This is a genomic window from Acrocarpospora phusangensis (assembly GCF_016862995.1).
Lineage (GTDB): Bacteria > Actinomycetota > Actinomycetes > Streptosporangiales > Streptosporangiaceae > Acrocarpospora > Acrocarpospora phusangensis.
In genome coordinates this window covers 32,333-56,761 of sequence record NZ_BOOA01000034.1, presented here as the reverse complement: position 1 = coordinate 56,761, position 24,429 = coordinate 32,333, and the positions used below count along the sequence as shown (strand labels likewise).

Here is a 24,429-nt window from a genome sequence, read left to right as displayed (position 1 = left end):
GGTCAGGTCGCCTGCCGGATCCCGGCCCCGGCGGGCACGCGCAGGCGGGTGCGCTCGTCGTGGCGGGCCAGCAGGTACACGGCCGCGGCCACCAGCAGCAGCGGCACGCCCTTGGTGAGGAAGGCGCCCGGCAGCGCGGGGGAGTCCCACCAGGCGTGCATGGCCATGGCCAGCAGCACGCCCGCCGCGCCGACCAGGGCGCGGCGGCCCGCCCGCAGGTCGGTACGGCCGAGCGCGTAGCCCAGCCCGGCCCCGGCCACCGCCGTCATCGCCCAGTGGCTCCACCAGGCCGACAGCACGACCCGGACGAACAGCGAGCTCAGCGTGTCGGTGACCTCCTGCACGCCGCCCGCCGCGGTGATCGTGTTGAACACGTACAGGAAGTCCTCGACGATCTGGAAGCCGAGGCCGATCAGGGCGCCGTACCCGAAACCGGCGAGCGGGCCGGTGATCAGCCGGGGCGGCCGGGGTTTCGCCAGGGCGAGCAGGGCCACCCCGGCCGACTTGGCCAGTTCCTCGTTGACGGGGGCGGCGATGGCGTCGCCCCACCGGTCGGCGAAGGTCAGGCCCATGGTCTTGCCGATCAGGCTGAGGAAGGCGGGGTTGGCCACCAATGCCACGCCGAAGGCGCCGAAGCCGCCCCAGGCCAGGGCCATCAGCGCGTACCCCACCGGATTCGCCCGGACCGGGCGGACACGGTGGAACAGCCAGAAGCCGAGCAGCAGCAGCGGGGAGAGCACGATCATGGCGAGGACCGCGGCCACGCTGAAGACGCCGGCCTGCGGCGCCAGCGTGACCACCGTCGTGTACGCCCCGAGCGCGCACGCCACCGCCCACAGCCAGAACGCCGGCCGCCCGGTCACCGCCCGGCTCCGTCGAACCTGATCGAGACCAGCATGGTCCGGATCTCGGGGCCCGTCACCTCGTCCGGCGGGCCCGTCACCACGACGTCGGCGCCCAGGGCGGGCGCGGCGAAGACGGCGACCGTGGCCGTACGGTCCGGGAAGGTGACGGGACCGGCGAGGCCGGGCACGCCCTGCTCGGTCGTGATCGGGACGGTCTGGCCCTGCTGCGCCGTGACGCCCCCGGCCAGTTCGAGCCGGCCCAGGCCGTGCCAGAGCTGCGTGGGCGTGGCGCCCTCCGCCAGGATGACGCTGAGCTGGAACGACGTTGAGCCGTTGAAGAGGGCCACCGACTGCGACAGCGAGGTGTCGTCGACGTCCACGGCCCAGCCGTCGGGCACCTGCACGGAGACCGGCCGCCGCGCGCCGTCGGCCGGCCCGACCTGGACCCGCGTCCCGGCCGGCAGCGGCACGTCGAACGCGGGGACGCTCCGGTCCGCCGCCGGCAGCCCCACGCTCAGCCCGATGAGCAGCGCGGCGACCGCCAGGGTGCCCGGCCATCCCTTTCGCTCCATACGTCCCCTCGCTCATGAGGGGATATGCCAGTCATAGCCTGCTTGTTCAGGATCAAACGTGACAATTCGGATGTGGCGGCCTGGTCCGCGGTTATGAGCGGCGCCGGAGCGTCCACACCGCCAGCGCGAGCCCGGCGACGAGCACGATCGGCCCGATGATCGCCCATGTCGTGTTGCCGCTCATGAAGCTGCCGCCGATGTAACCGAGGCCCTGCAGGGTCCACACGGCCCCCGTGAGCGCCAGGAGGGCGCCGAGACCGATCAAGAAGGGTTTCATGCCCCCAGTCATAGCGGCTCCGGGGTGATCTGGGCCAGCGCGCCCGAGCGGGCGCCGGGCGGCCCGGAAGTCGCGATAACCTCGGCGGATGGAGAGGATCTTCAGTGTCGAGGGTGCCCGCTCGCTCATGCCCGAGGCGCGCGAGTTGGTCGCCGAGCTGATCGAGCTGCGGGCCGACCTGGCCGAGCTGGGCTACGACCTGAAACAGTCCGGCACCTCGGCGCGCGGCGGCCTCGCCGAGGCCAAGGGCCTGGAGGCCCGGCTGGCGGAGATCATCGGTTGGTTCGCCGACCAGGGCATCGAGCTGAAGGGCATCGCGCCCGTCCTGATCGACTTCCCCGCCGTCAGGGACGGCGTGTCGGTGCGGCTCTGCTGGATCGAGGGCGAAAGCGAACTCGCCTGGTACCACCGCAGCGAACTCGGCTTCGCCGGGCGAAGGCCTCTATAGGGCCCCTCTAGGGCCTCTCTAGCCCTCTCCCTCGGAGAACTCCTCCGGGAACTCCTCGAAGTCCTCGGTCAGGTTGCCCAGGATCGCGCCGTACCGGACGGCCACCATGCGGGCGACCGCCTCGTGCGCGCCCAGCGGCGACGCGCAGCCCGTGCAGTCCGCCGCCGCGGCGGCGATCCGGTCCGGATCCACCTCGGGCCCGATCACGAACGGCGCGAGCGCGATCCGGGACGCGCCGATGTTGCGCAGCCGGTCGGCGGCGTCGGCCACCGTGGGGCGGCCGTCGAAGGCGGCGGGCACCACCGGCAGGGCCAGGCGGGCGGCCAGCAGGACGGCGGTGGCGTCCGCGGCGCGGGCGGACTCGTCGCCGCCGACGGTGGCCACGATGATGCCGTCCACCGGCGAGGTCACGTTGAACAGGCGGATGCGGTCGGCGCGGGCCAGGCCGCGCTCCGACAGGCGTACGTGCAGGGCCTCGGCGAGGAACGGGTGCGGGCCGAGCGGGTCGGTGACGGTCACCGGGGCCTCGCTCTCGGCGACGGCGTCCCGGACCGAGCGCATCACGCGCGGGTGCGCGCCGGTGATCAGCGGGACCACGACGGCGGCGCGGGGACGCGTCTCCCCGTCGCTCTCGGCGGCGAAGCCGCGGGCGGCGCGCTCGGCCGCGATCGAGGAGAACTCCTTGGCCAGGTCGGCGCCGCCGTCGCTGAGGGAGACGGGCCGGAGGTCGAGTTGCGGGTTGTCCACGCGGATGATCGACGTCAACTCGGTCACGACATCGTCCACCGCCCCTGGGACCGCGAGCACCAGCGTGGGCGCGTCAGCGGGCAGCGTGACGGGCAGCGGCCTGCGATGGCGGCCGCCTCCGCCGGGGCGCGACGAGCGCTCCCGGATGGGGAGCTTCGCCGGAACGTCATGACCTTCGTTCACATCGGCGGATTCTAGGACTAATCAGCCGAATTAGTGGAGTCGACGGGCCGATGCGTTCCGCAGGAGGAACATAGAAGGCGTGATCACGGTATTCGGCAGCGCCAACATGGACCTCGTCGCGTACGTCCCGCGAGCCCCTCACCTGGGGGAAACGGTATCAGGGACCGAGTTTCGCACGGTTCCCGGGGGAAAGGGAGCAAACCAAGCGATCGCGGCGGCGCGGGCCGGCGCGGAGGTCTCCTTCCTCGGGGCGGTGGGGTCCGACGCCTTCGGCCCGGCGTTGCGCGCGGCTCTGGACGACGCCGGAGTGAACACCGAAGGGCTGCGGACGGTGGACGGGCCCTCCGGCATCGCGCACATCGTGGTCGAGGAGGGCGGCGGGAACTCGATCATCGTCGTCCCGGGCGCGAACGGAACCGTGACCGGTCCCTCGGAGCGGGACCTGGAACTGATCGCCGGGTCGGACGCCCTCCTCCTCCAGCTGGAACTGCCCATGGACGCGGTCGTGGCGGCGGCCGTCGCCTCCCCGGCCCCCGTGATCCTCACCCCCGCCCCGGTGGCCGAACTGCCGGACGAACTCCTCGCCGCCATGACCCTGCTCGTCTGCAACGAGCACGAGGCAGCCGCGATCACCGGCCTGGGAGCGCCCGACAGAGCCCTGGAAGCCCTTCTGGAGCGCGTTCCGGAGCTGGTGGTCACTCTGGGATCCAAAGGCGCCCTGTACGGCTCACGCGACGGCTCACGCCTCTGGGCCCCCGCCGTGCCGGCCAAGGCGGTCGACACCACGGCGGCGGGCGACACCTTCGTCGGCGCGCTCGCGGTGGCGCGGGCGGAGGGGCACGGCGCGGAGTACTTCCTGCGGTTCGCCTCCACGGCGGCGGCGCTCTCGGTCCAGCGGCCGGGGGCGTCCACGTCGATGCCGTACCGGCGGGACATCGACCGGGCGCTGGAGGACCAGCCGCTGGCCAACCCCTAGCCGGTCGCGCGCCGCCGTCCGGCCCGTTGTCGGTGCCACGACGTATCGTGGGCTTGTGTCCGACGCGGAGATCATCGAGGTCGCCGGCCGGGAGGTGCGGATCACCAGCCCCGGGCGGGTGGTCTTCCCCCGGACCGGCCACACCAAGCTGGATCTGGTGCGCTTCTATCTCGCCGTGGGCGAGGGCGCGCTGCGCGGCGTCGCGGACCGCCCGCTGGTGCTCAAACGTTTCGTGCACGGGGTGGACGCGGAGCCGTTCTTCCAGAAGCGCGCGCCCGCGAAGCGGCCCGCCTGGATCGAGGTCGCCGAGTTCCGCTACCCGTCGGGGCGCTCGGCGGAGGAGGTCGTGGGCCGTGATCTGGCCGCTCTGCTGTGGACGGTCAACCTGGGGTGCGTGGATCTGAACCCGCATCCGGTGCGCGTGCCGGACCTGGACCGTCCGGACGAGCTGCGCATCGACCTGGACCCGGTGCCCGGCGTGTCCTGGGACGAGATCGTGGACGTGGCGTTCCTGGCCAGGGACGTGCTGGGCGAGCACGGCCTGACGGCGTGGCCGAAGACGTCCGGTTCCCGCGGCTTCCACGTGTACGCCAGGATCACCCCGGGCTGGACCTTCCAGGAGCTGCGCCGGGCGGCCGAGGCGGTGGCCAGGGAGATCGAGAGCCGCGCGCCCGGCCTGGCGACCAGCCACTGGTGGAAGGAGGAACGGCAGGGCGTGTTCGTGGACTTCAACCAGAATGCCCGCGACCGGACCGTCGCCTCCGCCTACAGCGTGCGCCCGACCGGCCTGGTGTCCACGCCGCTCGCCTGGGAGGAGGTGCGCGGCTGCCGCCCGGAGGCGTTCTCGATCGACACGGTCCCGGCCCGCTTCGCCGCCGCCGGCGACCCCTGGGCGGCGATGGACTCCCAGGCCGTCGAGGGTTCGCTGGAGTCGCTGCTCGCGCTGGCCAAGGAGCAGGGCCCGCGCCCCCGCGCGCCGAAGGGCACCGGCCGGCGGCAGTCCACCATGCCGCTGATCGAGATCGCCAGAGCGGAGACCAAGGCCGAGGCGATGGCCGGGTTCGACCGCTGGAAGGCCCGCCACCCGGACGTCGCCGCCCTGCTGGAACCCGCGGACGTGCTGGTCGACTCCATGCGTGGCCGCAGCTCCGCTTGGACCCGGATCCGGGTCAACCTCCAGCACGTGCCCGAAGGGGAGCGGCCCGCGCAGGAGGCGCTGGAGGTCGACTACGACCCGTGGGCGAGGGAGCGCCATCAGCCCTCCGAAGGGTAGGGGCCGTACGCGTTCCAGACCTCGCCGAGGTAGAAGGTGCCGAAGCGGGCCAGGGCGGATGGGCCGCCGGGGCCGCTGACGCGGAACGTGGTGAGCGTTCTGGCCAGGTCCGACGGGAGGACGCGCAGGGCGCCGGTCGCGAGCACAGCATCCTCCTCGTCGTCGTCCTCGTCCTCGTTCAGGTGGCCCGCCAGCAGGGTGACGCGCAGGGTCGTGGGGTCCGGCCAGACGGCGGGGCTGTGCCGTACGTGCTTGACGCCCAGGAGGGTGCGGGGCTGGTTCTCGCCGTCCCGGAAATGCAGCTGGTACCGCATCTCTCTCCGGTCGGGCGCCTCTCCAGGCGCGAAGAGGTTGAACCAGCCCCGCTCGATCGGGCGCCGGCCCCCGCAAATGGCGGCGTCGATCCATCCCTCGGCCCGGGCGAGGTGCGCGGGCTCGGTGAGAAAGCGGTTCACGTCATGGGCGGTGATGGTGAGCCGGAAAGCGAGGCGGTCGCCGCCGTCGAGCGCGCCGCGCATCTCCTCGGTGAACGAAAGGGCGGTGGACCCGGGAGCGCCGCGCCTTCTCTTGGCGGCGATCCCGTCGGCCATCCGGTCCGCCATGGCGGCGATGGTCAGCGACGGGTTCGGGCCGACCGGGCCCGGCATGGCCGCGCCGTCGGCGACGTACAGGCCGGGGAAGCCGAAGACCTCGCCGCGGGAGTCGCAGACGCCCTCGCCGATGTGGCGGCCCATCGGGGCGCCGCCGAGCGGGTGCGCGGTGAGCAGCCGGCGCAGCGGCGCGTCGGAGTACTCGGCGCCGAGCACGTCCCCGATCCGCCGCATGGCGCCGCTCAGCCGCTCGTAGTAGTCGCGCCTGGTCTCCGCGTCCCGGTCCAGCACCAGCCGCTCGCCGCGCAGGCGGAGCACCCCGTCGGGCGCCTCCCTGCCCATGCCCATGACGGGCAGCGAACGGCTGGACAGCTCGCCCGCGCCCATCAACTCGGCGATCCAGTCCACGAAGGCGGGGAAACCGCCCTCCTGGATGTACGCGCCGCCGGGCAGCCGGATCGAGCTGGTGACGACCGGGCCCCGGCTGGCCGCGATCGGCCGGTCCCGGGCGCGCAGCAGGAAGGAGATCAGGTCGCCGTTGCCGGAGAACCGGGTGCCGAGCGCGCCGCTGAGGCCGGGCAGCCGGTCCTGATTCCTGAGCAGCAGGTACGTGGTGCCGTAGGTGCCCGCCGCCAGCACCAGCCGGTCGCAGGCGATCGTCCGCGCCCTGCCGCCTGGCGCGTGCGTGACATAACCGACCTCGTAGCCGCCGCCCGGCCTGGGGGCGATCGTCTTGATTTCGTGCAGCGTGCGCAGGTCGGCGCCGTGGTGGCGGGCCGCCGACAGGTACGTGTGGTCCAGGCTGTTCTTCGCGCCCTCGTTGCAGCCGATGACGCACTCGCCGCAGAGTTTGCAGGTCCGCCGGGGCAGGCCGTGCAGGTTGCCGTACCCGGGGTCCGCGATCGGCAGGCCGAGACCCGGGCGGGCCTCCGGCTCGGGTGCGAAGCTGACCGCCAGCGGCGGCAGCCGCCAGTCCAGGCCCAGCTCGGCCGCCGCGTCCTGCGTCGCGCGCGTCTTGGCCGTGTCCCGGTAGGCGTCCTGGTCCAGCGGGTACGGCGTGGCGCCCAGCATGCGCTCGACCGCGTCGTAGTGCGGATCCAGCGCCTCCCGGCTGACCGGCCAGTGCTCGTGGCCGCCGCCCGGCAGCGGCGACTCCCGGACGAACCAGCGCTCCTCCTTGCGGAGCAGCACGTTCGCGTAGATCAGCGACCCGCCGCCGAGCCCGCTGGCCACCACCGAGTCGCGGTCGCCGAAGCGCCACACGTCGAACAGGCCGTGCAGGCCCTCGGCCGGATCCCAGAAGGCGCGGCCCATCTCGGCCGGGCTGCGCGGGAACGAACCGGGCGGCCAGGCCCGGCCGCGCTCCATCACCACGACCTCGAACCCGGCCTCGGCCAGCCGGTAGGCGGCGACCGCGCCGCCGAACCCGGACCCGGCGACCAGAACCTCGACGTGCTCCGTCCGCCCCGCCGCCACGCCCGCGCGCCGGGCGTCGGAGACGCCCTCCGTGGTGGAACGCGCGATCCGCATGTACGGGCCTCCCGTGCCTCTGGAGTCACACCATGTCAGGACGGGCGGATCTTGGGCATCGTGGAAAACACGTACTTCCGGTGGTTACTTGAGGGCGATGGCCAGCCCGGTCCTGGACGTCACCCCGAGCTTCTCGAACGCGTGGGAGAGGTGCGTCTCCACCGTCCGCACGCTGAGGAACAGCCGCTCCGCGATCTGCTGGTTGGTGCACCCCTCGACGACCAGCCGGGCGATCTCCAGTTCCCGGGGCGACAGCCCGTGCCCGCCCGCGCCCTTCCCCCTGGACGGCACCCGCTTCCCGGCCCGCCGCTGCTCCCGTACGGCCTGGGCCAGCAGCCCCGGCGCCCCGCACGCCTCGAACAGCTCCCCGGCCTCGCCCAGATGGGGGAGCGCGTCCCGCTTGCGCCCCGCGGAGATCAGCGCGCAGCCGGCCCGGAGCAGGGCGCGCCCCGCGGCGGGCCGCTGACCCGCGGCGGCCAGGATCCCGGCCGCCTGGAGCGCCAGATCGGCCGCCGCCGTGCCCGACCCCGCGTGCGCCGCCGCCAGGTGCACGAAACCGGCGTTGAACTCCAGCTCCGGATGGGCCACCTCGGCCGCGCGCGCCGCCCACGCGGCTCGGTCGTCGCTGTGCGCGGCCATCGTCTCGCAGAACGACAACATGCTGAACTGGTCCAATCGGCCGGCCGCGAACGCCTCCTCGATGGCGGTGACCGGCGCGAGGGCGGCCCTCCCGGTGTGCGCGAGGGCGTTGCCGTAGGCGTAGAGGGCCTGGGCGCCCGGCCACTCCAGGGCGCTCACCCCCGAGGTGACCGCCTCCTCGCCGAGCCGTACCGCCAGCTCCTCGTGGCCGGTCAGGCAGGCCAGCAGGCTCTGCTGGGCCTGGGCCACCACCACCGCGTACCCCGAGTGCAGCAGCCGGCCCACCTCCGCCGACTCCTCGGCCGCCACCGCGCCCTCCGGCAGGCGGCCCACCACCCCGTACGCGCGGGCCTGGCCGGCCAGCATGTTCGTCACGATGAACGTCTGCCCGGTCGCCTTCGCGATCGCGATGGCCCGCTCGAACCTGTCCACCGCCGACCGGTGGCGGCCCAGCCACAGCTCCGCCCAGCACAGCCAGGCGATCGTGTCCATCCACTCCAGCAGCTGGATGTCCGGGGTGACCGCGACCAGCGCGTCCGCCCGGTCCAGATGATCGATCGCGGCCGGGATGCGGGCCGCCGCGTAGGCCGGCATCGGCCGCAGGGCGGCCACCGCGACCGCCAGGCCGTGGTCGGCCGGTTCCGACGGCATGAAGTCGAGCACCGCCTGGGCGGCCCGGTGGTCGCCGCGCATCAGGCTCTCCGCCACCAGCCGCAGCCGCATCGGGTACGCCTCGGGCAGCTTCGGGTCGGGGATCTCCCGCAGCTCCGCCAGCAGCACCGCCCGCCCCTGCGCGGGCCGGTCCAGCAGGCGTTCCACCAGGGCGCAGAACCGGGCCGCCCTGGCCCGCCTGGCGTAGTCCTCGCGCGGCAGCAGGCGCAGCACCTCGTAGGCGGTCTCCCGGCCCTCGGCCAGCCAGCCGGACACCACCTGGCCGCGCGCCAGCTCCAGCAGCAGGTCCAGGCGGTGGCCCCGGCCGTCGGTGTCGTCGGGGAGCAGCCGGATGGCGGCCCGCAGCCAGTGCGCGGTGGTGGCGGGCGCGGTGGTGGCGACCGCGCGGGCCGCCTCCACCAGGACGGCCACCGCCTCCCGGTCGCCGAAGGTGGCCGACCGTTCGACGTGGTGTGCCCGTACCGTGGCGGGGGCGCCGACGGCCGCCAGGTGCCCGGCGATCCTGGCGTGCGCGGCCAACCGCCAGCCGGGGGCGGCGGACTCGTAGGCGGCCTGCCGTACCAGGGGGTGGCGGAAGCGGAAGCGGCTGCCGTCCGGGCGGACCAGGTCGCGGGCGACCAGCTCGTCCAGGGACTTGAGGGTGACCGGGTCGGCCAGCTCGGCGGCCACGGCGGCCAGGCGGGGTTCGAACTCGTCGGCGGCCACGGCGGCGGACTGGGCCACCAGCAGGGCGTCGCCGGACAGGCCGGCCAGCTCGCGCTGGAGTACCGCGTGCAGGGTGGCCGGCAGGTCTCCGGCCTCGATCCTGGCCAGGGCCTGGAGGTAGAAGGGGTTGCCGCCGCTCGCCTCGTACAGGGCGCGGCGGCGGCCCCTGCTGATCTCCGGACCGAGCAGCTCGTGGGCCTCGGCCTCGCTGAGCGGCCCCACCGTGATCCGGCTGCCGCCCCCGGCCAGCCGCGGCGACGCCTGCTTCGGCCGGTACGCGACGGCGATCAGCACCCGCGCCGCCGGGGGATGCCGGACCACGTGGTCCAGGAAGTCGATCGTGCTGCCGTCCGCCCAGTGCACGTCGTCCAGGATCAGGACCAGCCCGGACGGCTCGGCCAGCCGCTCCAGCAAGCCGATGACCGCCCGGTAGAGCCGGTACCTGGCCAGGCCGCTGCGGTCGTCCCCCGGCTCCGCGGCCGCGCCCAGCGCGGGGAAGACCGTCGCCAGCAGGGGATCGGGCGGGATCCGCGCGTCCTCCAGATGGCCGTCCAGGGCGTCCACCAGCGCGCTGAACGGGATGACCTGCTCGAACTCGGCCGCCCTGCCCCACAGCGCCAGACCGCCGCGGGCCCGGGCGGCCATGCGTAACTCGGCCAGCAGCCGGGTCTTGCCCGCCCCCGGCTCGCCCTCCAGGGCCAGGAACCGGAACGCGCCGTCCAGGCTCGCGTCCAGCGTTCCCCGCAGCTCCCGGAGGAGGTCGCCCCGGCCGATCAGAGGGGCGGTATGACCATCCATGCCGTCACCTGATCATTTGGCCGCTGTCACACGGGCACTTTACCCAGCGGCGACTAGCCTGGAGGGGCGTAGCGCTATTAACCCGGACACGAACCCAGAAATAGGCTTTGCAGTCTGGTCACATTCGTCACTCGGCGCACGGCCATCAGAGGACGCCGGAAAATGTCGGTCCCGCATGGCATCGTTGGCCGCCCCGACACGGATGCGAAGGAGCATTCCATGCTGACCACCGATTTCCACCCGGGCGCGCCGAACTGGATCGACCTGGGTTCCCCCGACCCCGAGGCCAGCGCCGGCTTCTACGGCGCGGTCTTCGGCTGGGTCTTCCACTCCGCGGGCCCCGACGCGGGCGGCTACGGCTTCCTCCAGCAGGCGGGCAAGACCGTCGCCGCGCTCGGCCCGCTGATGGACCCCGGAGCCAGGCCCGCCTGGACGCTGTACTTCCACGCCCCCGACGCCGACGAGGCGGCCCGGCGGGTCCGCGAGCACGGTGGAACGGTCCGGGTCGAGCCCGGCGACGTCTTCGACGCCGGGCGCATGGCCGCCTTCACCGACCCGGGCGGCGCCGAGTTCGCCGTCTGGCAGCCCGGCGGGACCCGCGGCCTCGACCTCGTCACCGAGCCGGGCTCGCTCGGCTGGACCGAGCTCTACGTGCCCGACCCCAGCGCCGTCCGCGACTTCTACACCGCGCTCTTCGACTGGAGCATCAAGGAGGTGCCCTTCGGCGGCGGCCTGACCTACGTGCTGGTCTCCACCGCCGAAGGGAAGCAGCCCGACATCGCCGGGATCATGCCGCTGGAGCAGGGCGACACGGCCCACTGGCTGCCCTACTTCGAGGTCTCCGACTGCGACGCGACCCTGGTGCGGGTCGACGCCTCCGGCGGCGCCGTCGTGCTGCCCGCCATGGCGGTGGAGGGCGTCGGCCGTTTCGCCGTCTGCACCGACCCGCACGGGGCCAGGTTCGCGGTCATCACCAGCGCGGAGGCGCCGCAGTAGGCGACAGGGCGGAAGCCCAGGAGGTCTGGCCGGTTAACCCCAGACCTCCTGGGCGGTCTCCACGATCAGGCGGATCTTGGCGAACTGCTCCTCGTGGGTCAGCGTGTTGCCCTCCACCGTGGAGGAGAAGCCGCACTGCGGCGACAGGCACAGCTGGTCCAGGTCGATGAACTTGGACGCCTCCTCGATGCGGCGCTTCAGGTCGTCCTTGGACTCCAGCTCGCCGCGCTTGGTGGTGACCAGGCCGAGCACCACGTGCTTGTCCTTGGGCACGAAGCGGAGCGGCTCGAACCCGCCGGAGCGCTCGTCGTCGAACTCCAGGAAGAAGCCGTCCACGGCCAGCTCGCCGAACAGGGCCTCCGCGACGAAGTCGTAGCCGCCCTCGGCCGCCCAGGAGGAGCGGAAGTTGCCCCGGCACATGTGGGTGGTGACCCGCAGGCCCTCCGGCCGGTTGGCCAGCGCCGCGTTGATCTGCTTGATGTAGCGCAGGTGCAGGTGGTCGGCGTCGTCGCCGCGCGCCGCGACCTCGGCCCGCTGGGCCGGGTCGTTCAGGTAGGCCAGGCTGGTGTCGTCGAACTGGAGGTAGCGGCAGCCCAGCTCGGCCAGGCGGAGCACTTCCTCGTTGTACGCGGCGGCCAGGTCGGTCCAGAAGTCCTCCAGATCCGGGTAGACGCCGTGGCCGATGGAGGCCGGCCCGCCGCGGTAGTGCACCATGTTCGGCGACGGGATGGTCAGCTTGGCCGTGATCCCGGGCGCGACCGTGTCCCGCAGGAAGGTGAAGTCGTCCTCGAAGATGGTCTCGGTCAGCCGGATCGGCTCCGCCACGCGCATCGCCGGCGGCGCGAACTCCAGTTCCTCCTCGTCGTTGCGGAACCGGACCGTGATGTGCTCGTCGGTGGCCTGGGTCACGCCGCCGAGCTTGTAGATGAAGTCCATGTGCCAGGACGCCCGCCGGAACTCCCCGTCGGTCGCCGACCGCAGTCCCGCCTCCTGCTGGGCCCGCACCACCTCCCGGATGGCCGCGTCCTCGATCTCCCGCAGCCGCTCGGCCGGGATCGTGCCCTGGCGGAAGTCGTCGCGCGCGCGGAGCAGTTCGGCCGGCCGCAGCAGGCTGCCGACGTGGTCCGCACGGAAGGGAGGTTCACTGCGCATCGCTGGATCAGCTCCTACAGACGCATCGTACGTTCGCAGTACGAATGGACGTTCGCTTTTCGGGCCCCGATAGGCCGACGCTAGCGCCTATCCCGGCCCTCTGGCGATCAAAACTGACAATGATCGCGACATTCCGGTCGATTCATGGGTTTGTGGTGACGCACGTCACACCGGCCACTCACTTCGAGCTTTGTCACACCGTGTTCACAAACGGGCAATGGTTGCGAAACGGGGGGTTGGCAGAGTCGGGCGTGGCGAGCTTATGCCCTGGCTCGCGACTGAGGAAGGGAACGACGTGGCTTACAAGGCTGAGTACATCTGGATCGACGGCACCGAGCCGACGCCGAAGCTCAGGTCCAAGACGAAGGTGCTGGCCGACGGCGCCGACCTGCCTATCTGGGGCTTCGACGGATCCAGCACCAACCAGGCCGAGGGCCACGCCTCCGACTGCGTGCTCAAGCCCGTCTTCTCCTGCGCGGACCCGATCCGCGGCGGCGACAACGTGCTCGTGCTCTGCGAGGTCTACAACGCCGACGGCACCCCGCACCGCACCAACACCCGCGCCCTGCTCACGCCGGTCGACGAGAAGTTCGCCGCCCAGGAGTCCTGGTTCGGCATCGAGCAGGAGTACACCTTCTTCAAGGACGGCCGCCCGTACGGGTTCCCGGTCGGCGGGTTCCCCGGGCCGCAGGGTCCGTACTACTGCGGCATCGGCGCCGACGAGGTGGTCGGCCGGGACATCGTCGAGGCGCACCTCGACGCCTGCATCGAGGCCGGCCTGAAGATCTCCGGCATCAACGCCGAGGTCATGCCCGGCCAGTGGGAGTTCCAGATCGGCCCCGGCGGCCCGCTGGAGGTCTCCGACCACATGTGGATGGCGCGCTACCTGCTCTACCGCATCGCCGAGGACTTCGGCGTCTCCGCCACCCTCGACGCCAAGCCGGCCAAGGGTGACTGGAACGGCGCGGGCGCGCACACCAACTTCTCCACCCGCGCCATGCGCGAGGGCTACGACGCGATCATCACCGCCTGCGAGGCGCTCGGCGCCGAGGGCAAGGTCGAGGAGCACATCGCCGGGTACGGCTTCGGCATCGAGCAGCGCCTCACCGGCCTGCACGAGACCGCCCCCTACAACGTCTACAGCTACGGCGTCTCCAACCGCGGCGCGTCGGTGCGCATCCCGTGGCAGGTCGAACTCGACAAGAAGGGCTACATCGAGGACCGCCGCCCGAACGCCAACGTCGACCCGTACGTGGTGACCCGCCTGATCACCAACACCTGCTGCGAGGCCCTGGAGAAGGCCGGCCAGGTCTGATCCACGGACGAAGAAACGGCTCTCACCCGCTCGGGTGGGAGCCGTTCTCGCGTTGTGCGGACCGTCTCGGCGGTGGCGTGGTCGGTGGCGTGGCCGGCGCGACACCGCGAACGGCCGGCGGAGCACCGGGAGGTCGCCGCCATCGCCGCGTACGACTCGACCGGCCAGTTCCGGTGGGGGCTCCACCGTGTGCTGGCCGGTCTGAGCGATTCCTAGCGGGTCCTGGCGGGTCAGCGGGCCGATTCGCCGAAGCCGTCCAGGGCCTCGGTGCTGTCGCCTATGCCGGGGGAGTCCTGGTGGAGGAACTGCCCGTCGTCGGGGTCGAGGCCGCCGAAGCCGAGGATGCCGAAGGCGTCCTTGCCGAAGACCAGGTTGAGGGCGCCGGGGCTGGTCGCGCCGCTGCCCGGGACCTCCTCGCCGGGGATGGTGATGAGCAGGTCGGATTCGCCGTTGTCGTTGTAGTCGCCGTTGGTGAGAGCGGTGCCGAGGGCGTCGTCGGTCTCGGCGGGGTCGCCGAAGGTGAGGTTCTCGCCGAACAGGAACTGCTGGTGGTCGGCGCCGAGGGCGGCGCCCCGGTCGCCGTAGATGACGTTGACGCCGCCGACGTTGGCGCGGCCGAGGGTCTCGGAGTCCTCGCCCGGGACGCCGACGGCCAGGTCGTCCTGGTCGTCGCCGTTGAAGTCGCCGGCGGTCAGGGCGCGGCCGAAGGCGTCGCCCGGGTTGCCGGCCTCGGAGATGCCCGCGGTGTCCTGGGACCAGAGCTGGGCGCCGGTGGTGACCAGGGAGTTGCCCGAGCGGTAGATCACGAAGACGACGCCTTCGCCGGCGTCCTCGCCGGGGCTGCCCACGGCCAGGTCGTCGGGGAACTGGCCGCTCACGTTGGCGGCGTTCTCGTTGAAGTCGCCGACGGCCAGCGCGGTGCCGAACGCGTCGCCGGCCTCGGGACCGCCGGGCAGCGGGGCCGCCTGGTTCCAGAGCTGGTCGTTGGCGGTGGACAGGCCGGTGGCGGAGCCGTACAGGACGTTGACCGAGCCGGCGTTGTCGACCGCGTCGACCTCGTCGCCGGGCACGCCCACCGCGAGGTCGTCGAAGGCGTCGGTGCCGAAGTCGCCGACGGCCAGGGCCGCGCCGAAGCGGTCGCCGGGCGACTGGACGCCCTCCACGCCGGTGGCGTCCTGGTCGAGCTGGGCGGTCTGGAAGGTGTCGAAGGTGAAGTCGCCGAAGTCGAACTGGAGCGCCCAGACCTGGCCGCCGTCGGCCACGGTGGTGTCCTCCCCGGGAGCGCCCACAAACAGTTCGGCCTCGAAGTCGTTGTCCACCCGGCCCACGGCCAGGGCGGCTCCCCACTGGTCGCCCGGCTCGTTGTCGCCGCTGGAGACGGCGCTGGCCAGTTCCTGGTCGAGGGTGATGCTGCCGACGCCGGACAGGCCGGTGGAGACGTGCCCGAACAGCACGTGGATCGCGCCGGAGTCCTGGGTCAGGCCGCGGTCCTCCCCGGGGACACCGATGATCAGGTCCTCGATGCTGTTGCCGTCCACGTCGCCGACCGCGAGGGCCGCCCCGAACCGGTCTCCCGTCTCCGGTCCGGGGTCGTCCATGATGCCGGGGTCGATGCCGGGGCTGTTCTGCTGGAAGGTCTGGCTGCCGCCGCTGCCGAGCCCGCCGGGGCCGCCGTACAGGACGTGGACGAGGCCGGCGTCTTGGATCGCTCCAATGTTCTCGGCGGGGACGCCGATGGCGGCGTCCGCGAACCCGTCGCTGTCGAAGTCGGCGTGGAGCGTGACGCTGTGGGCGTCCGCCAGGGCGGGCGGGGCGAGCGCGGCGGCGCCGCCGAGGGCCAGGGCGACGGCGACCGCCGCCCGGACGAGATGACGACGGTGGGACATGTGGGACATGGATCGTTCCTCCTTGTCGGGGGGTGAAAGCCCGACAAGGGAAACAGGCCGTATTCCGCCTGATCTGCGGAAATGTGCGCGGAAATTCCGCGTAAAACGACGTCGCGGACTAGGCGAACAGGTATTTCTCCGTGAACGGGTTGCGGAATTTTCCGGAGGGGTCCAGGTCGCGCGCCAGCGCCAGGAAATCGGGGAGGCGGGTGTAGCGGGGGCGCAGGTCGTCCGGCGGGGTGAGGAAGATCTTGGCCCAGTGCGGGCGGGGCGCGAACGGGGCCAGCGCCTCCTCGATCTTGGCCACCGCCGGCAGCACGGCCGGGGTGTCGGAGATCCAGGTGAAGTGCAGGGCCACCGAGTCCCGCTCGTGGCAGGGGCTGAGCCAGAGCCGGTCCGCGGCGATGGTGCGGATCTCGCAGATCAGCAGAACCGGGGCGATGTGCTCCCGGATCGCGGCCAGCGCGGCCAGCGCCGCCACCGCGTCCGAGGCGTCGATCATGTACTCCGACTGCAGTTCGTCACCGGCGCTCGGAATCCGGTCCGGCCGGAAATGCGGCAGCCGTTCGTACCAGGGGCCGGGCACGTCGCCCTGCTCTGTGCAGCTGTCCGGCGCCATTCCGGGCACGGGATGGCGCGGCCCGTCCGCGGGCTCCGCCGGGATCTCCACCGCGGGCTCGCCGTCGCGCCGCTTCACCCACACCTGGTTGATCGCCGGCCCCCGCCAGTCCGTGAACAGGCTCACGCTGTACGCACCAGACACGATTTCCTGAAATTTCGGGAAAAGGGATTCGAGGGGGAGGCCTTCGTACACCCGCTGGCGCACCTGGAACGAGGGCACCAGGTCCAGGGTCTGGGAGACCACGACGCCGAGCGCCCCCAGTCCCACCACGGCCCCGTCGAACCCGTCGTCGCCGCGCTTCAGCGTGACGAGGTCCCCCTCGGCCGTGATCAGCTCCACGGCCGCGACCGACGCGGACAGGTTCGCGTTCCCCACGCCCGACCCGTGGGTCCCGGTCGCGCACGCGCCGGCCACCGAGATGTGCGGCAGCGACCCCAGGTTGCGCAGCGCGAACCCGCGCTCGTCCAGGTGCCGGCCCACGTCCGCGTACCGCAGGCCGCCGCCGATCCGCGCCGTCGCCGCGGCGGAGTCCACCTCGATGACCGGCGGCAGGCCGCCCAACTCCACCAGTTCAGCGGGGGAGTCGCCCAGCTCGTTGAAGGAGTGCCGGGTCCCGAGCGCCCGGATGCGCGGGCTGCGCGCCACCAGTTCCCGGAGTTCCTCGACCGAGCCCGGCCGGTGGACCGCCGTGGCCCGATAAGTGAGATTTCCTGCCCAATTCACCTGAACCGTCATGGCCTTGACCATAACCACCTTCCCGTACCGCACGGGCAGCGGGCACCTCGGCCCGCGCTAGCCTGGTCAGGCGATGAACAGCCTCGTGACCCCGGTGGGGGAGTTCGAACTCGACCGAGCCACCGGGAACGCCCGCGACGGGCTCCGGGCCTGGGACGCGGCCGACGAGTACCTGCTACGGCACCTGGCGGAGACCGGGCTGCTCGGTCCCTTGGCCGGTTCGGCGGCTGGTTCCGGCGCCGATTCCGCCACGGAATCCGTACCCGATTCCCCGGCTGATTCCGTGACTGGTGCCAACGCCGGTTCCAGCGCCGGTTCCCCGGCTGGTTCCGTGGCCGGTTCCAGTGCCGGTTCCGTGACTGGTTCCGTGACTGGTTCCGTGGCCGTCTTCGGCGATCGCTGGGGGGCGATCGCGACCGCGCTGGCCGCGTACGCGCCGGTCCAGATCAGCGACTCCTTCCTGGCCCAGCGCGCGACCCGGCTGAACCTGGAACGCAACGGGGTGTCGGGCCCCCGACTGCTGTCGACGCTGGACGACCCGCCCGGGCGGATCGACGTGCTGCTGGTCCGCGTGCCGAAGAGCCTGGCCCTGCTGGAGGACCAGCTCCGCCGCCTCGCGCCCTCGGTGCACGCGGGCACGGTGATCGTGGGCGCCGGCATGGTCACCGAGATCCACACCTCCACGCTGCAGCTGTTCGAGCGCGTCCTCGGCCCGACCAGGACCTCCCTGGCCGTCCGCAAGGCACGCCTGATCTTCTGCACCCCGGACCCGGCGATCCCCCGCGCCCCGAGCCCGTGGCCGCGCACCTACCGGCTGCCCGAGGACGCCGGACCGGTTTCCGGCAGACCCGTAACCAATCACGCCGGGGTGTTCTGCGCGGACCGCCTCGACATCGGCACCCGGTTCCTCCTGCGCCACCTGCCGGCCCGCGGCGGCCAGGTCGTGGACCTCGGCTGCGGCAACGGTGTGGTCGGCCTGGCCGCCGCCCTCGCGCACCCGGAGGCCGAGCTGACCTTCGTCGACGAGTCCTACCACGCGGTCGCCTCGGCGGAGGCCACCTTCCGCGCCGCCACGGACGCCCCCGCCCGCTTCCTCGTGAGCGACGGCATGTCGGAGATCCCGGCCCGCAGCGTGGACCTGGTCCTGAACAACCCGCCCTTCCACAGCCACCGCGCCATCGGGGACGCCACCGCCTGGGAGATGTTCACCGGCTCCCGCCGCGCCCTGCGCCCCGGCGGCGAGCTCTACGTCGTCGGCAACCGCCACCTCGGCTACCACGTCAAGCTGCGCCGCCTGTTCGGAAACTGCGAGCTGGTGGCGAGCGACCCGAAGTTCGTGGTCCTGCGCGCCGTCAAGCGGGAAGGGTGAACCGCGCGACCGTGCCGGTGAAGCGGTCGGCGAGCGCGCGCATGGACCGCTCGGCGAACAGGTCGGCGCTGTAGTCGAGGATGCCGGCCAGCCCGTCGCCCAGCGGCCACAGCTGCACCGCCACCTCGGCCTTGGTGTAGCGGGAGCCGGGGCCGGGGTAGAACTCGGCCTCCAGGTCGCCGATGGCCGGGCGCAGCATGTCGTCCTGCGGGGTGTTCTGCAGCGCGAACATGGCCTGGCAGAGCGGCAGCCTGCTCAGGTCGCGCGGCAGCCGCAACGCCGCGATCACCTTCTCGTACGGCGCGTCCGCCCGCGTCATCACCTCGATCACGGCCTTCCTGACCCGCCTGGCGAGCTCGCCGGGAGCCGGGTCCCCGGACAGGTCCGCCCGCACCGCCAGCGTGTTGGCGAAGGAGCCGATCATCGGCGCGTACTCGGCCCTGGAACGGCCGGCGACGGGGACGCCGACGCAGAAGTCGCGCTGCCCGGCGGTGGCGCCCAGGGTGGCCTGGAAGGCCGCCATCAGCACCATGAACGGGGTGCACCGCTCCCGCCGCGAGAAGCGCTCCAGGCCCCGGACGACCTCGCCCGGCACCTCGAACCGTACGGCGGCTCCGTGCCCGGTCCAGCGGGGCGGCCGGGGGCGGTCGGCCGGCAGGTCCAGGTTGGGCGTCCCGGCCAGCCGCTCGGCCAGGAACGCCAGCTGGGGGCCGCTGTCCCGGTTCCGTTCGCTCGCCGCGTACTCGGTGAAGCGCATCGGCAGGTCGGGCAGGTCGGGCTCGCGGCCCTCGACGGCGGCGGCGTAGCACTCGGCCAGCTCGCGCATGAGCACGTCCAGCGCCCAGCCGTCGGCGGCGATGTGGTGCAGCACGATGCAGAGCAGCATGCGCTCGCCGGTCACCCGCAGCAGGGCGACCCGCCAGGGCGGCTCCACCTCCAGGTCGAACGGCCGGTTGACGAACGCGTCCACCGGCGGCGCCGGGTCGCCGAGCAGCTCGCCCCGCTCCAGGGTGACCGGGCCCGGCGGCAGGATGAACTGCCGGGGCCCCTCGCCGGTCATCCTGAAGCGGGCGCGCAGCACCTCGTGCCGGGCCGCGATCCTGGCGAACGCCCCGGCCAGCGCCTCCGGCCGTACGGGGCCGCGCAGCCAGACGCACCACGGCACGTGGTAGCTGGTGTCCTCCGGATCGAACCTGCTGAGGAACCAGACCCGCTCCTGCCCGGGGGACAGCGGCAGGCCGCCCTTCTCGCCGAGCGTGCGCCGCAGCGCCTCCCGCCGCTCGGGCGGGACCTTGGCGAGCCGGTCGAGCAGGGCGGCGCGCAGATCCGGCGAGATCACTCCTCGGCCGCCATCTCCGCCAGCAGCAGGTCCTCCAGCACCTCGGCCAGCCCCGCCACCGTGCTCTGCTCGAACAGGACGCGGATGGGCACCTCCACGCCGATCCCGGCCCGGATCCTGGCCGCCATCCGGGTGGCCAGCAGCGAGTGCCCGCCCAGCTCGAAGAAGTCCTCGTACACCCCCACCTCGGGCAGGCCGAGCAGCGCGCACCAGATCGAGGCCACGAACTCCTCCGCGTCGGTGCGCGGCGCCACCCGCTCGGCCGCGCCGGCGCGCTCCGGCTTCGGCAGCGCGGACCTGTCCACCTTGCCGCCCTTGGTGAGCGGCAGCGCGTCCAGCCGCGCCCACACGGTCGGCACCAGCTGCCGCGGCAGCCGGGCGACCAGGTCGGCCCGCAGGTCCACCGGGTCGGCGGTGCCCGCGTAGTAGGCGACCAGGTCGTCCTGGCGCGCCGTCACGTACGCCTGCGCCACCTCGGGGTGCCTGAGCAGGTGGCTCTCCACCTCGCCCGGCTCGATCCGGAAGCCGCGCACCTTGAGCTGGTCGTCGGCCCGGCCGAGGAACTCCAGGCCGCCGTCGGCCCGCCACCGCGCCCGGTCCCCGGTCAGGTAGCGGCGCCCGCCCGGGTTGTACGGGTCCGGCACGAACCGGCCCGCGGTCAGGCCGGGCCGCCCGAGGTAGCCGCGGGCGACGCCGATCCCGCCCAGCGCCAGCTCGCCCACCACCCCCGCCGGGGCCGCCTCGCCCCGCTCGTCGAGCACCGCCGCGGACGCGCCGCCGATCGCGGTCCCGATGGACGGCCGCCGCCGCGCGTCCGCCGCGCCCAGCTCGGCGACGGTCGCGATCACCGTCGCCTCCGTCGGGCCGTACGTGTTGAGCAGGCGCACCGTGTCCCCGAACCGGTCCCGCCAGCGCTCCACCGAGGGGGCCATGACCTGCTCGCCGCCGAGGATCACCAGCCGCAGGCCGGCGGGCCAGGCGATCTCGTCGATCACGTCCACCAGCCGGTGCCAGTACGCGGTCGGCAGGTCCAGCACGGTCACCTCGCGCCCCGCCGCCGACCTGAGCAGGTCCGGCAGGGTGGCCGCGCCGTCCGGCAGCAGCACCAGCGCCGCGCCCGCCGCCAGCGCCGGGAACACCTCCTCGACGTGCGCGTCGAAGCTCAGCGCAGAGAACTGCACCACCCGGTCCCGCGCCCCCAGCCGGTACGCCTCCCGCATCCACCGCACCCGGGCCTCGACCCCGGCCCGCTCGGCGACCACTCCCCGGGGCACGCCCGTCGTCCCCGACGTCGGGATGACGTACGCGGCCCCCGGATACCTCCCCACGCCCCCGCCCGGGACGACGCCCTCGGACGTGACGACGTGATGCGCGGGCTCGGCCAGCAACGCGACGCGCTCGTCCGGATCGTCCGGGTCCAGCGGCAGGTACGCCGCGCCCAGCCGCCACACCGCCAGCAGCGTCGCGATCAACTCCACCGAGCGCGGCAGGCGGACGCCCACCAGATCCCCGGTCGTGACTCCCGCCGCGCGCAGCCGTTCCGCGACCTCCCCGGCGCGCTCGTCCAGGTTCCCGTACGTGATCCAGTCGTCGCCGCAGATCAGCGCCACCGCGTCCGGCGGCCCGCCCAGCGTGAACGGGACGGGCTCGACCGGGACCTCGATTGGGACGGGGACGGGCTCCGTCGCCGGGTCCGCCATCGCCAGCCGCGACACCCGCTCCCGCGGGTCGGCCGCCGCCGATTCGAGCAGCCGCAGGAATCGTTCGCCCAGCAGGGCGATGTCCGCCTCCTCGAACAGGCCGACGTCGTAGTTGATGGACATGAGGATCCGGCTGCCGTCATGCCAGGCGTCGATGCAGATGTCCACCTTGGCCTGCCGGTACCCGTCCTCGAACCGGCTCATGGTGAGCCCGCCGAACGACCCGTCCCTGCCGGGCGTCTGGTTGTGCAGGATGAACAGGCTCGGCACCAGGATCTCGGAGGGCTGCGCGAACCGCTCGAACGGTACGGCCGGCCGCCCGAGCGCCGTCACCGCGTCCGCCCGGGTCCTGTCCACCAGTTCGGCGAAGGCGGGGTCGTCGCTCAGGTCCCCGCGCAGCACCACGACCTGCGACAGGAACCCGACGATGGGCTCCAGCCCGGCCCGTTCCCTGGCCGCCACCGCCGTGCCCACCAGCACGTCGCGCCGGCCGGTGTGCCGGGAGATCAGCGCCTGGTAGGCGGCCGTGAGCACCATGAACAGCGTCGCCCGCCGCTCCCGGCCCACCCGTTCGAGCCCGCGCGCCACCTCGGGCGGGATCTCGATCCGGTGGAAGCCGCCCCGCCCGCTCGCCGTGCCGGCCGCGCGGAACGGCAGGTCGGGCGGCGGCGGGTCGGCCAGGCGCTCCAGCCAGAACGGCGCGGCCCGCTCGTCCCGCCTGCGCTGCCAGCGCGCGAAGTCGCTGGGCTGGATCGGCAGCGGCGCCAGCTCGGGCGCCCGCCCCGCCACCGAGGCGTCGTAGCATTCGGCCAGGTCGGCCAGGAGGATCTGGAGAGACCAGCCGTCCGCGACCATGTGGTGCGGCACCACGCACAGCACGTGCTCGGCCGGGTCGGCGTCGGCGATCTCGATCACCGAGATCCGTACCGGCGTGCCCGCCATCAGGTCGAACGGGCGGCCCACCAGGTCGGCGACCAGCTCCACCGCCTCGGCCTCGTCCGCCGCCCGCCGCCAGTCCACCGTGGCGGGCGTGCCCGCGACGGCCCACGGCACACCGTCCTCCTCGACGAAGCGGGTGCGCAGGCTCTCGTGCCGGGCCGCGACCAGGGCGACCGCGCGGTCGAAGGCGGCGCGGTCGAGGGGGCCCTCCAGCCGCCGGACCAGATGGCAGTTGTAGGCGGAGTTGCCGGGCTCCAGCCGCTGGAGCGCCCAGAGGCGTTCCTGGGCGGGGGAGAGGGGCGCTTTCATGACCCGGCCGCCAGGTCGTCGAAGATCGCGGCCAGGTCCTCGGCGCTCAGCCCGTCCAGCTGGTCGCGGAGCGAGGCCACCTCGTTCAGGTCCAGCTCGTCGGGGTCGAACAGCTCCATCTCCCGGGCCAGCGCGGTCACCGTGGAATGCTCGAAGAGCAGCACGATGGGGACGGCGATGGCGAACCGCGCCTGGATCTTGGCGATGATCTGGGTGGCGGCCAGCGAGTGCCCGCCCAGGTCGAAGAAGTCGTCGTCCACCCCGATCGGCTCGGCCACCCCCAGCACCTCCCCCCAGATGGCGGCCAGCTCCACCTCCACCGGCGTGCCCGGCTCCCGGTACGGGACGGTCCCCGCCCTGGTCCAGGCGGGCGGCGGCAGCGCGGCCCGGTCGAGCTTGCCGTTGGGCGTGAGCGGCAGCGCGTCCAGGACGACCAGGTGGGCGGGCACCATGTACTCCGGCACGGACCTGCGCAGGCGTTCGCGCAGCACCGGCCAGAGCGCGCCGGGGTCGGCCTCCCGCGCCACCACGTACGCGACGAGCCGCAGCGTGCCGTCCGGGCCCGGGTGCACGGCGGCGGCGGCCTGCCGTACCTCGACGCCGGAGCGGAGGGCGGTCTCGATCTCGCCGAGTTCGATGCGGAAGCCGCGTACCTTGACCTGCTGGTCGGCTCTCCCCAGGAATTCGAGTCCGGCGCCGGTTCTGCGGACCAGGTCGCCGGTGGCGTACATGCGGGATCCGGGCCGGGGGTTGAAGGGGTCGGGCCGGAACCGGGCGGCGGTCATGGCGGGCAGGCCGCGGTAGCCGCGGGTCACGCCCGCGCCGCCGATGTGCAGCTCGCCCTCCTCGGCGGGTTCGCCGCCGGGGTCGAGGACGTACAGGCCGGTGTCGCCGACGGGTTCGCCGAGGGTGACCGGGGCGGGTCCGGGGGGCACCAGGCCGGCGGCCGACCAGACGGTGGTCTCGGTGGGGCCGTACACGTTCCACAGCCGCGCGCCGTCGGCGAGCAGCGCGTCGGCGAGGTCGCGGGGCAGGGCTTCGCCGCCACAGAGGCGGGTGGTGATCTGCTCGGGCACGCCGCCGGATTCGAGCAGGACGCGCCAGCCGGCCGGGGTGGCCTGCATGATCGTCGCGCCCTGGGCGATGGCGAGCTCGCGCAGCGACTTGCCGTCGGCGGTGTCGGCCGCGATCACCACGCGCGCGCCGCAGGCCGGCGGCAGCAGCAGTTCGAGCACGGAGATGTCGAAGGACAGGGTGGTCACGGCCAGCCAGACGTCGCCGGGGGCGGGCTTGAGCGTGTCCGCGAACGACTCGATCAGGTGCGTCACCGCGTGGTGCGGCACCGCCACCCCCTTGGGGCGGCCGGTCGAGCCGGAGGTGTAGATCAGGTAGGCCAGGTCGCCCTCCGGCCAGCGGCCCGGTTCGGCGCTCTCCTCCGTCAGCCCGCCCTCGCTGATCGTCAGGACCTCGGCCACGTCCGCGACCAGCCGCCGGTCCACGCCCGGCTGGGTCAGCACCAGCCGGATCCCGGCGTCCTCGCGCATCAGCCGCAGCCGGTCCTCCGGGAAGGCCGGGTCCAGCGGCACGTACGCGCCGCCCGCCGCCCACACGGCCAGGATGGCGACCAGCATGCCGGTGGTCCGCTCCAGGCAGAGGCCGACCGGGACCTCCGGCCGCACCCCCCGCTCGCGCAGGACTCCTGCCAGCGCGGTCACCCGGCGGTCCAGCTCGGCGTAGGTCAGGTCGCCGCCGGGTCCGCTCACCGCGACCGCGTCCGGGGTCAGGTCACGCCATCGCGCCAACAGGCTCATC

General features: G+C 73.3%; 19 protein-coding genes. 7 read left to right on the top strand and 12 right to left on the bottom strand.

The window, feature by feature from the left end:
* Positions 1–2: 2 nt before the first annotated feature.
* From Aph01nite_RS20975 to Aph01nite_RS20965, 3 genes are all read right to left on the bottom strand, one after another.
* The gene (locus Aph01nite_RS20975; protein ID WP_204042632.1) at positions 3–863 is read right to left on the bottom strand and encodes a PrsW family intramembrane metalloprotease; all 861 of its coding nucleotides are present in this window, start codon (positions 861–863) and stop codon (positions 3–5) included.
* On the bottom strand, positions 860–1,417 hold the full coding sequence (locus Aph01nite_RS20970; RefSeq protein WP_204042631.1) for a hypothetical protein: 558 nt from the start codon (positions 1,415–1,417) through the stop codon (positions 860–862). The genes Aph01nite_RS20975 and Aph01nite_RS20970 overlap by 4 nt, the downstream gene beginning before the upstream one ends.
* A gap of 91 nt (positions 1,418–1,508) precedes the next feature.
* Entirely contained in the window at positions 1,509–1,694 is a 186-nt protein-coding gene (locus Aph01nite_RS20965) for a hypothetical protein (RefSeq protein WP_204042630.1), read from the bottom strand.
* 88 nt (positions 1,695–1,782) lie between these two features.
* Between Aph01nite_RS20965 and Aph01nite_RS20960 the strand changes: the two genes are divergently transcribed.
* Positions 1,783–2,142: a DUF2203 domain-containing protein gene (locus Aph01nite_RS20960; RefSeq protein ID WP_204042629.1), complete on the top strand. Its 360-nt coding sequence runs from the start codon at positions 1,783–1,785 to the stop codon at positions 2,140–2,142.
* 18 nt (positions 2,143–2,160) lie between these two features.
* Here the strand turns inward: Aph01nite_RS20960 and Aph01nite_RS20955 are convergent, their stop codons facing one another.
* Positions 2,161–3,072, bottom strand: a complete 912-nt coding sequence (locus Aph01nite_RS20955) for a sirohydrochlorin chelatase (protein ID WP_239161853.1) — start codon at positions 3,070–3,072, stop codon at positions 2,161–2,163.
* 79 nt (positions 3,073–3,151) lie between these two features.
* Between Aph01nite_RS20955 and Aph01nite_RS20950 the strand changes: the two genes are divergently transcribed.
* Positions 3,152–4,048, top strand: a complete 897-nt coding sequence (locus Aph01nite_RS20950; protein ID WP_204042628.1) for a ribokinase — start codon at positions 3,152–3,154, stop codon at positions 4,046–4,048.
* A 55-nt stretch (positions 4,049–4,103) separates the two neighbouring features.
* A complete protein-coding gene (locus tag Aph01nite_RS20945; RefSeq protein WP_239161852.1) occupies positions 4,104–5,321 on the top strand; it encodes a DNA polymerase domain-containing protein in 1,218 nt (405 codons plus the stop codon).
* On the opposite strand, the gene Aph01nite_RS20940 is transcribed toward Aph01nite_RS20945, so the two are convergent.
* Positions 5,303–7,441, bottom strand: coding sequence for a GMC oxidoreductase (locus Aph01nite_RS20940; RefSeq protein ID WP_204042627.1), 2,139 nt, complete (start codon positions 7,439–7,441; stop codon positions 5,303–5,305). The two genes, Aph01nite_RS20945 and Aph01nite_RS20940, sit on opposite strands and share 19 nt — an antisense overlap.
* A gap of 84 nt (positions 7,442–7,525) precedes the next feature.
* Positions 7,526–10,255, bottom strand: coding sequence for a helix-turn-helix transcriptional regulator (locus Aph01nite_RS20935; RefSeq protein ID WP_204042626.1), 2,730 nt, complete (start codon positions 10,253–10,255; stop codon positions 7,526–7,528).
* 219 nt (positions 10,256–10,474) lie between these two features.
* On the opposite strand from Aph01nite_RS20935, the gene Aph01nite_RS20930 reads away from it, so the two are divergent.
* The gene (locus Aph01nite_RS20930) at positions 10,475–11,251 is read left to right on the top strand and encodes a VOC family protein (RefSeq protein WP_204042625.1); all 777 of its coding nucleotides are present in this window, start codon (positions 10,475–10,477) and stop codon (positions 11,249–11,251) included.
* 33 nt (positions 11,252–11,284) lie between these two features.
* Here the strand turns inward: Aph01nite_RS20930 and Aph01nite_RS20925 are convergent, their stop codons facing one another.
* Entirely contained in the window at positions 11,285–12,403 is a 1,119-nt protein-coding gene (locus Aph01nite_RS20925; protein ID WP_204042624.1) for a 5-methyltetrahydropteroyltriglutamate--homocysteine S-methyltransferase, read from the bottom strand.
* A 295-nt stretch (positions 12,404–12,698) separates the two neighbouring features.
* Here Aph01nite_RS20925 and glnII point away from each other — a divergent pair, with 295 nt between their 5' ends.
* Together glnII and Aph01nite_RS20915 are read left to right on the top strand one after the other, a co-directional pair.
* The gene (gene glnII, locus Aph01nite_RS20920; RefSeq protein WP_204042623.1) at positions 12,699–13,718 is read left to right on the top strand and encodes a glutamine synthetase; all 1,020 of its coding nucleotides are present in this window, start codon (positions 12,699–12,701) and stop codon (positions 13,716–13,718) included.
* 54 nt (positions 13,719–13,772) lie between these two features.
* Entirely contained in the window at positions 13,773–13,934 is a 162-nt protein-coding gene (locus Aph01nite_RS20915; RefSeq protein WP_204042622.1) for a hypothetical protein, read from the top strand.
* A 14-nt stretch (positions 13,935–13,948) separates the two neighbouring features.
* Here Aph01nite_RS20915 and Aph01nite_RS20910 read toward each other — a convergent pair whose 3' ends face one another.
* The gene (locus tag Aph01nite_RS20910; protein WP_204042621.1) at positions 13,949–15,613 is read right to left on the bottom strand and encodes an FG-GAP repeat protein; all 1,665 of its coding nucleotides are present in this window, start codon (positions 15,611–15,613) and stop codon (positions 13,949–13,951) included.
* 109 nt (positions 15,614–15,722) lie between these two features.
* Positions 15,723–16,961, bottom strand: coding sequence for an FAD-binding protein (locus Aph01nite_RS20905; RefSeq protein WP_204042620.1), 1,239 nt, complete (start codon positions 16,959–16,961; stop codon positions 15,723–15,725).
* A 73-nt stretch (positions 16,962–17,034) separates the two neighbouring features.
* Here Aph01nite_RS20905 and Aph01nite_RS20900 point away from each other — a divergent pair, with 73 nt between their 5' ends.
* Complete coding sequence (locus Aph01nite_RS20900; RefSeq protein WP_239161850.1) at positions 17,035–18,330, top strand: methyltransferase; 1,296 nt, start codon at positions 17,035–17,037, stop codon at positions 18,328–18,330.
* Here Aph01nite_RS20900 and Aph01nite_RS20895 read toward each other — a convergent pair.
* From Aph01nite_RS20895 to Aph01nite_RS20885, 3 genes are read right to left on the bottom strand one after another with little or no spacing between them, the layout of a single operon-like run.
* A complete protein-coding gene (locus Aph01nite_RS20895; protein WP_204042619.1) occupies positions 18,314–19,669 on the bottom strand; it encodes a condensation domain-containing protein in 1,356 nt (451 codons plus the stop codon). The genes Aph01nite_RS20900 and Aph01nite_RS20895 overlap by 17 nt on opposite strands.
* Positions 19,666–22,617, bottom strand: coding sequence for a condensation domain-containing protein (locus Aph01nite_RS20890; RefSeq protein WP_204042618.1), 2,952 nt, complete (start codon positions 22,615–22,617; stop codon positions 19,666–19,668). The genes Aph01nite_RS20895 and Aph01nite_RS20890 overlap by 4 nt, the downstream gene beginning before the upstream one ends.
* Positions 22,614–24,428: a non-ribosomal peptide synthetase gene (locus tag Aph01nite_RS20885; protein ID WP_204042617.1), complete on the bottom strand. Its 1,815-nt coding sequence runs from the start codon at positions 24,426–24,428 to the stop codon at positions 22,614–22,616. Before Aph01nite_RS20885 ends, Aph01nite_RS20890 begins: the two co-directional genes overlap by 4 nt.
* Position 24,429: the final 1 nt, after the last annotated feature.

What these genes read in the sequence shown, in the direction of transcription:
- Aph01nite_RS20970 (WP_204042631.1), bottom strand. Translation starts at nt 1,417, where the DNA reads ATGGAGCGAAAGGGATGGCCGGGCACCCTGGCGGTCGCCGCGCTGCTC.
- Aph01nite_RS20965 (WP_204042630.1), bottom strand. Translation starts at nt 1,694, where the DNA reads ATGAAACCCTTCTTGATCGGTCTCGGCGCCCTCCTGGCGCTCACGGGG.
- Aph01nite_RS20960 (WP_204042629.1), top strand. Translation starts at nt 1,783, where the DNA reads ATGGAGAGGATCTTCAGTGTCGAGGGTGCCCGCTCGCTCATGCCCGAG.
- Aph01nite_RS20940 (WP_204042627.1), bottom strand. Translation starts at nt 7,441, where the DNA reads ATGCGGATCGCGCGTTCCACCACGGAGGGCGTCTCCGACGCCCGGCGC.
- Aph01nite_RS20935 (WP_204042626.1), bottom strand. Translation starts at nt 10,255, where the DNA reads ATGGATGGTCATACCGCCCCTCTGATCGGCCGGGGCGACCTCCTCCGG.
- Aph01nite_RS20930 (WP_204042625.1), top strand. Translation starts at nt 10,475, where the DNA reads ATGCTGACCACCGATTTCCACCCGGGCGCGCCGAACTGGATCGACCTG.
- Aph01nite_RS20925 (WP_204042624.1), bottom strand. Translation starts at nt 12,403, where the DNA reads ATGCGCAGTGAACCTCCCTTCCGTGCGGACCACGTCGGCAGCCTGCTG.
- Aph01nite_RS20910 (WP_204042621.1), bottom strand. Translation starts at nt 15,613, where the DNA reads ATGTCCCACATGTCCCACCGTCGTCATCTCGTCCGGGCGGCGGTCGCC.
- Aph01nite_RS20905 (WP_204042620.1), bottom strand. Translation starts at nt 16,961, where the DNA reads ATGACGGTTCAGGTGAATTGGGCAGGAAATCTCACTTATCGGGCCACG.
- Aph01nite_RS20900 (WP_239161850.1), top strand. Translation starts at nt 17,035, where the DNA reads ATGAACAGCCTCGTGACCCCGGTGGGGGAGTTCGAACTCGACCGAGCC.
- Aph01nite_RS20890 (WP_204042618.1), bottom strand. Translation starts at nt 22,617, where the DNA reads ATGAAAGCGCCCCTCTCCCCCGCCCAGGAACGCCTCTGGGCGCTCCAG.
- Aph01nite_RS20885 (WP_204042617.1), bottom strand. Translation starts at nt 24,428, where the DNA reads ATGAGCCTGTTGGCGCGATGGCGTGACCTGACCCCGGACGCGGTCGCG.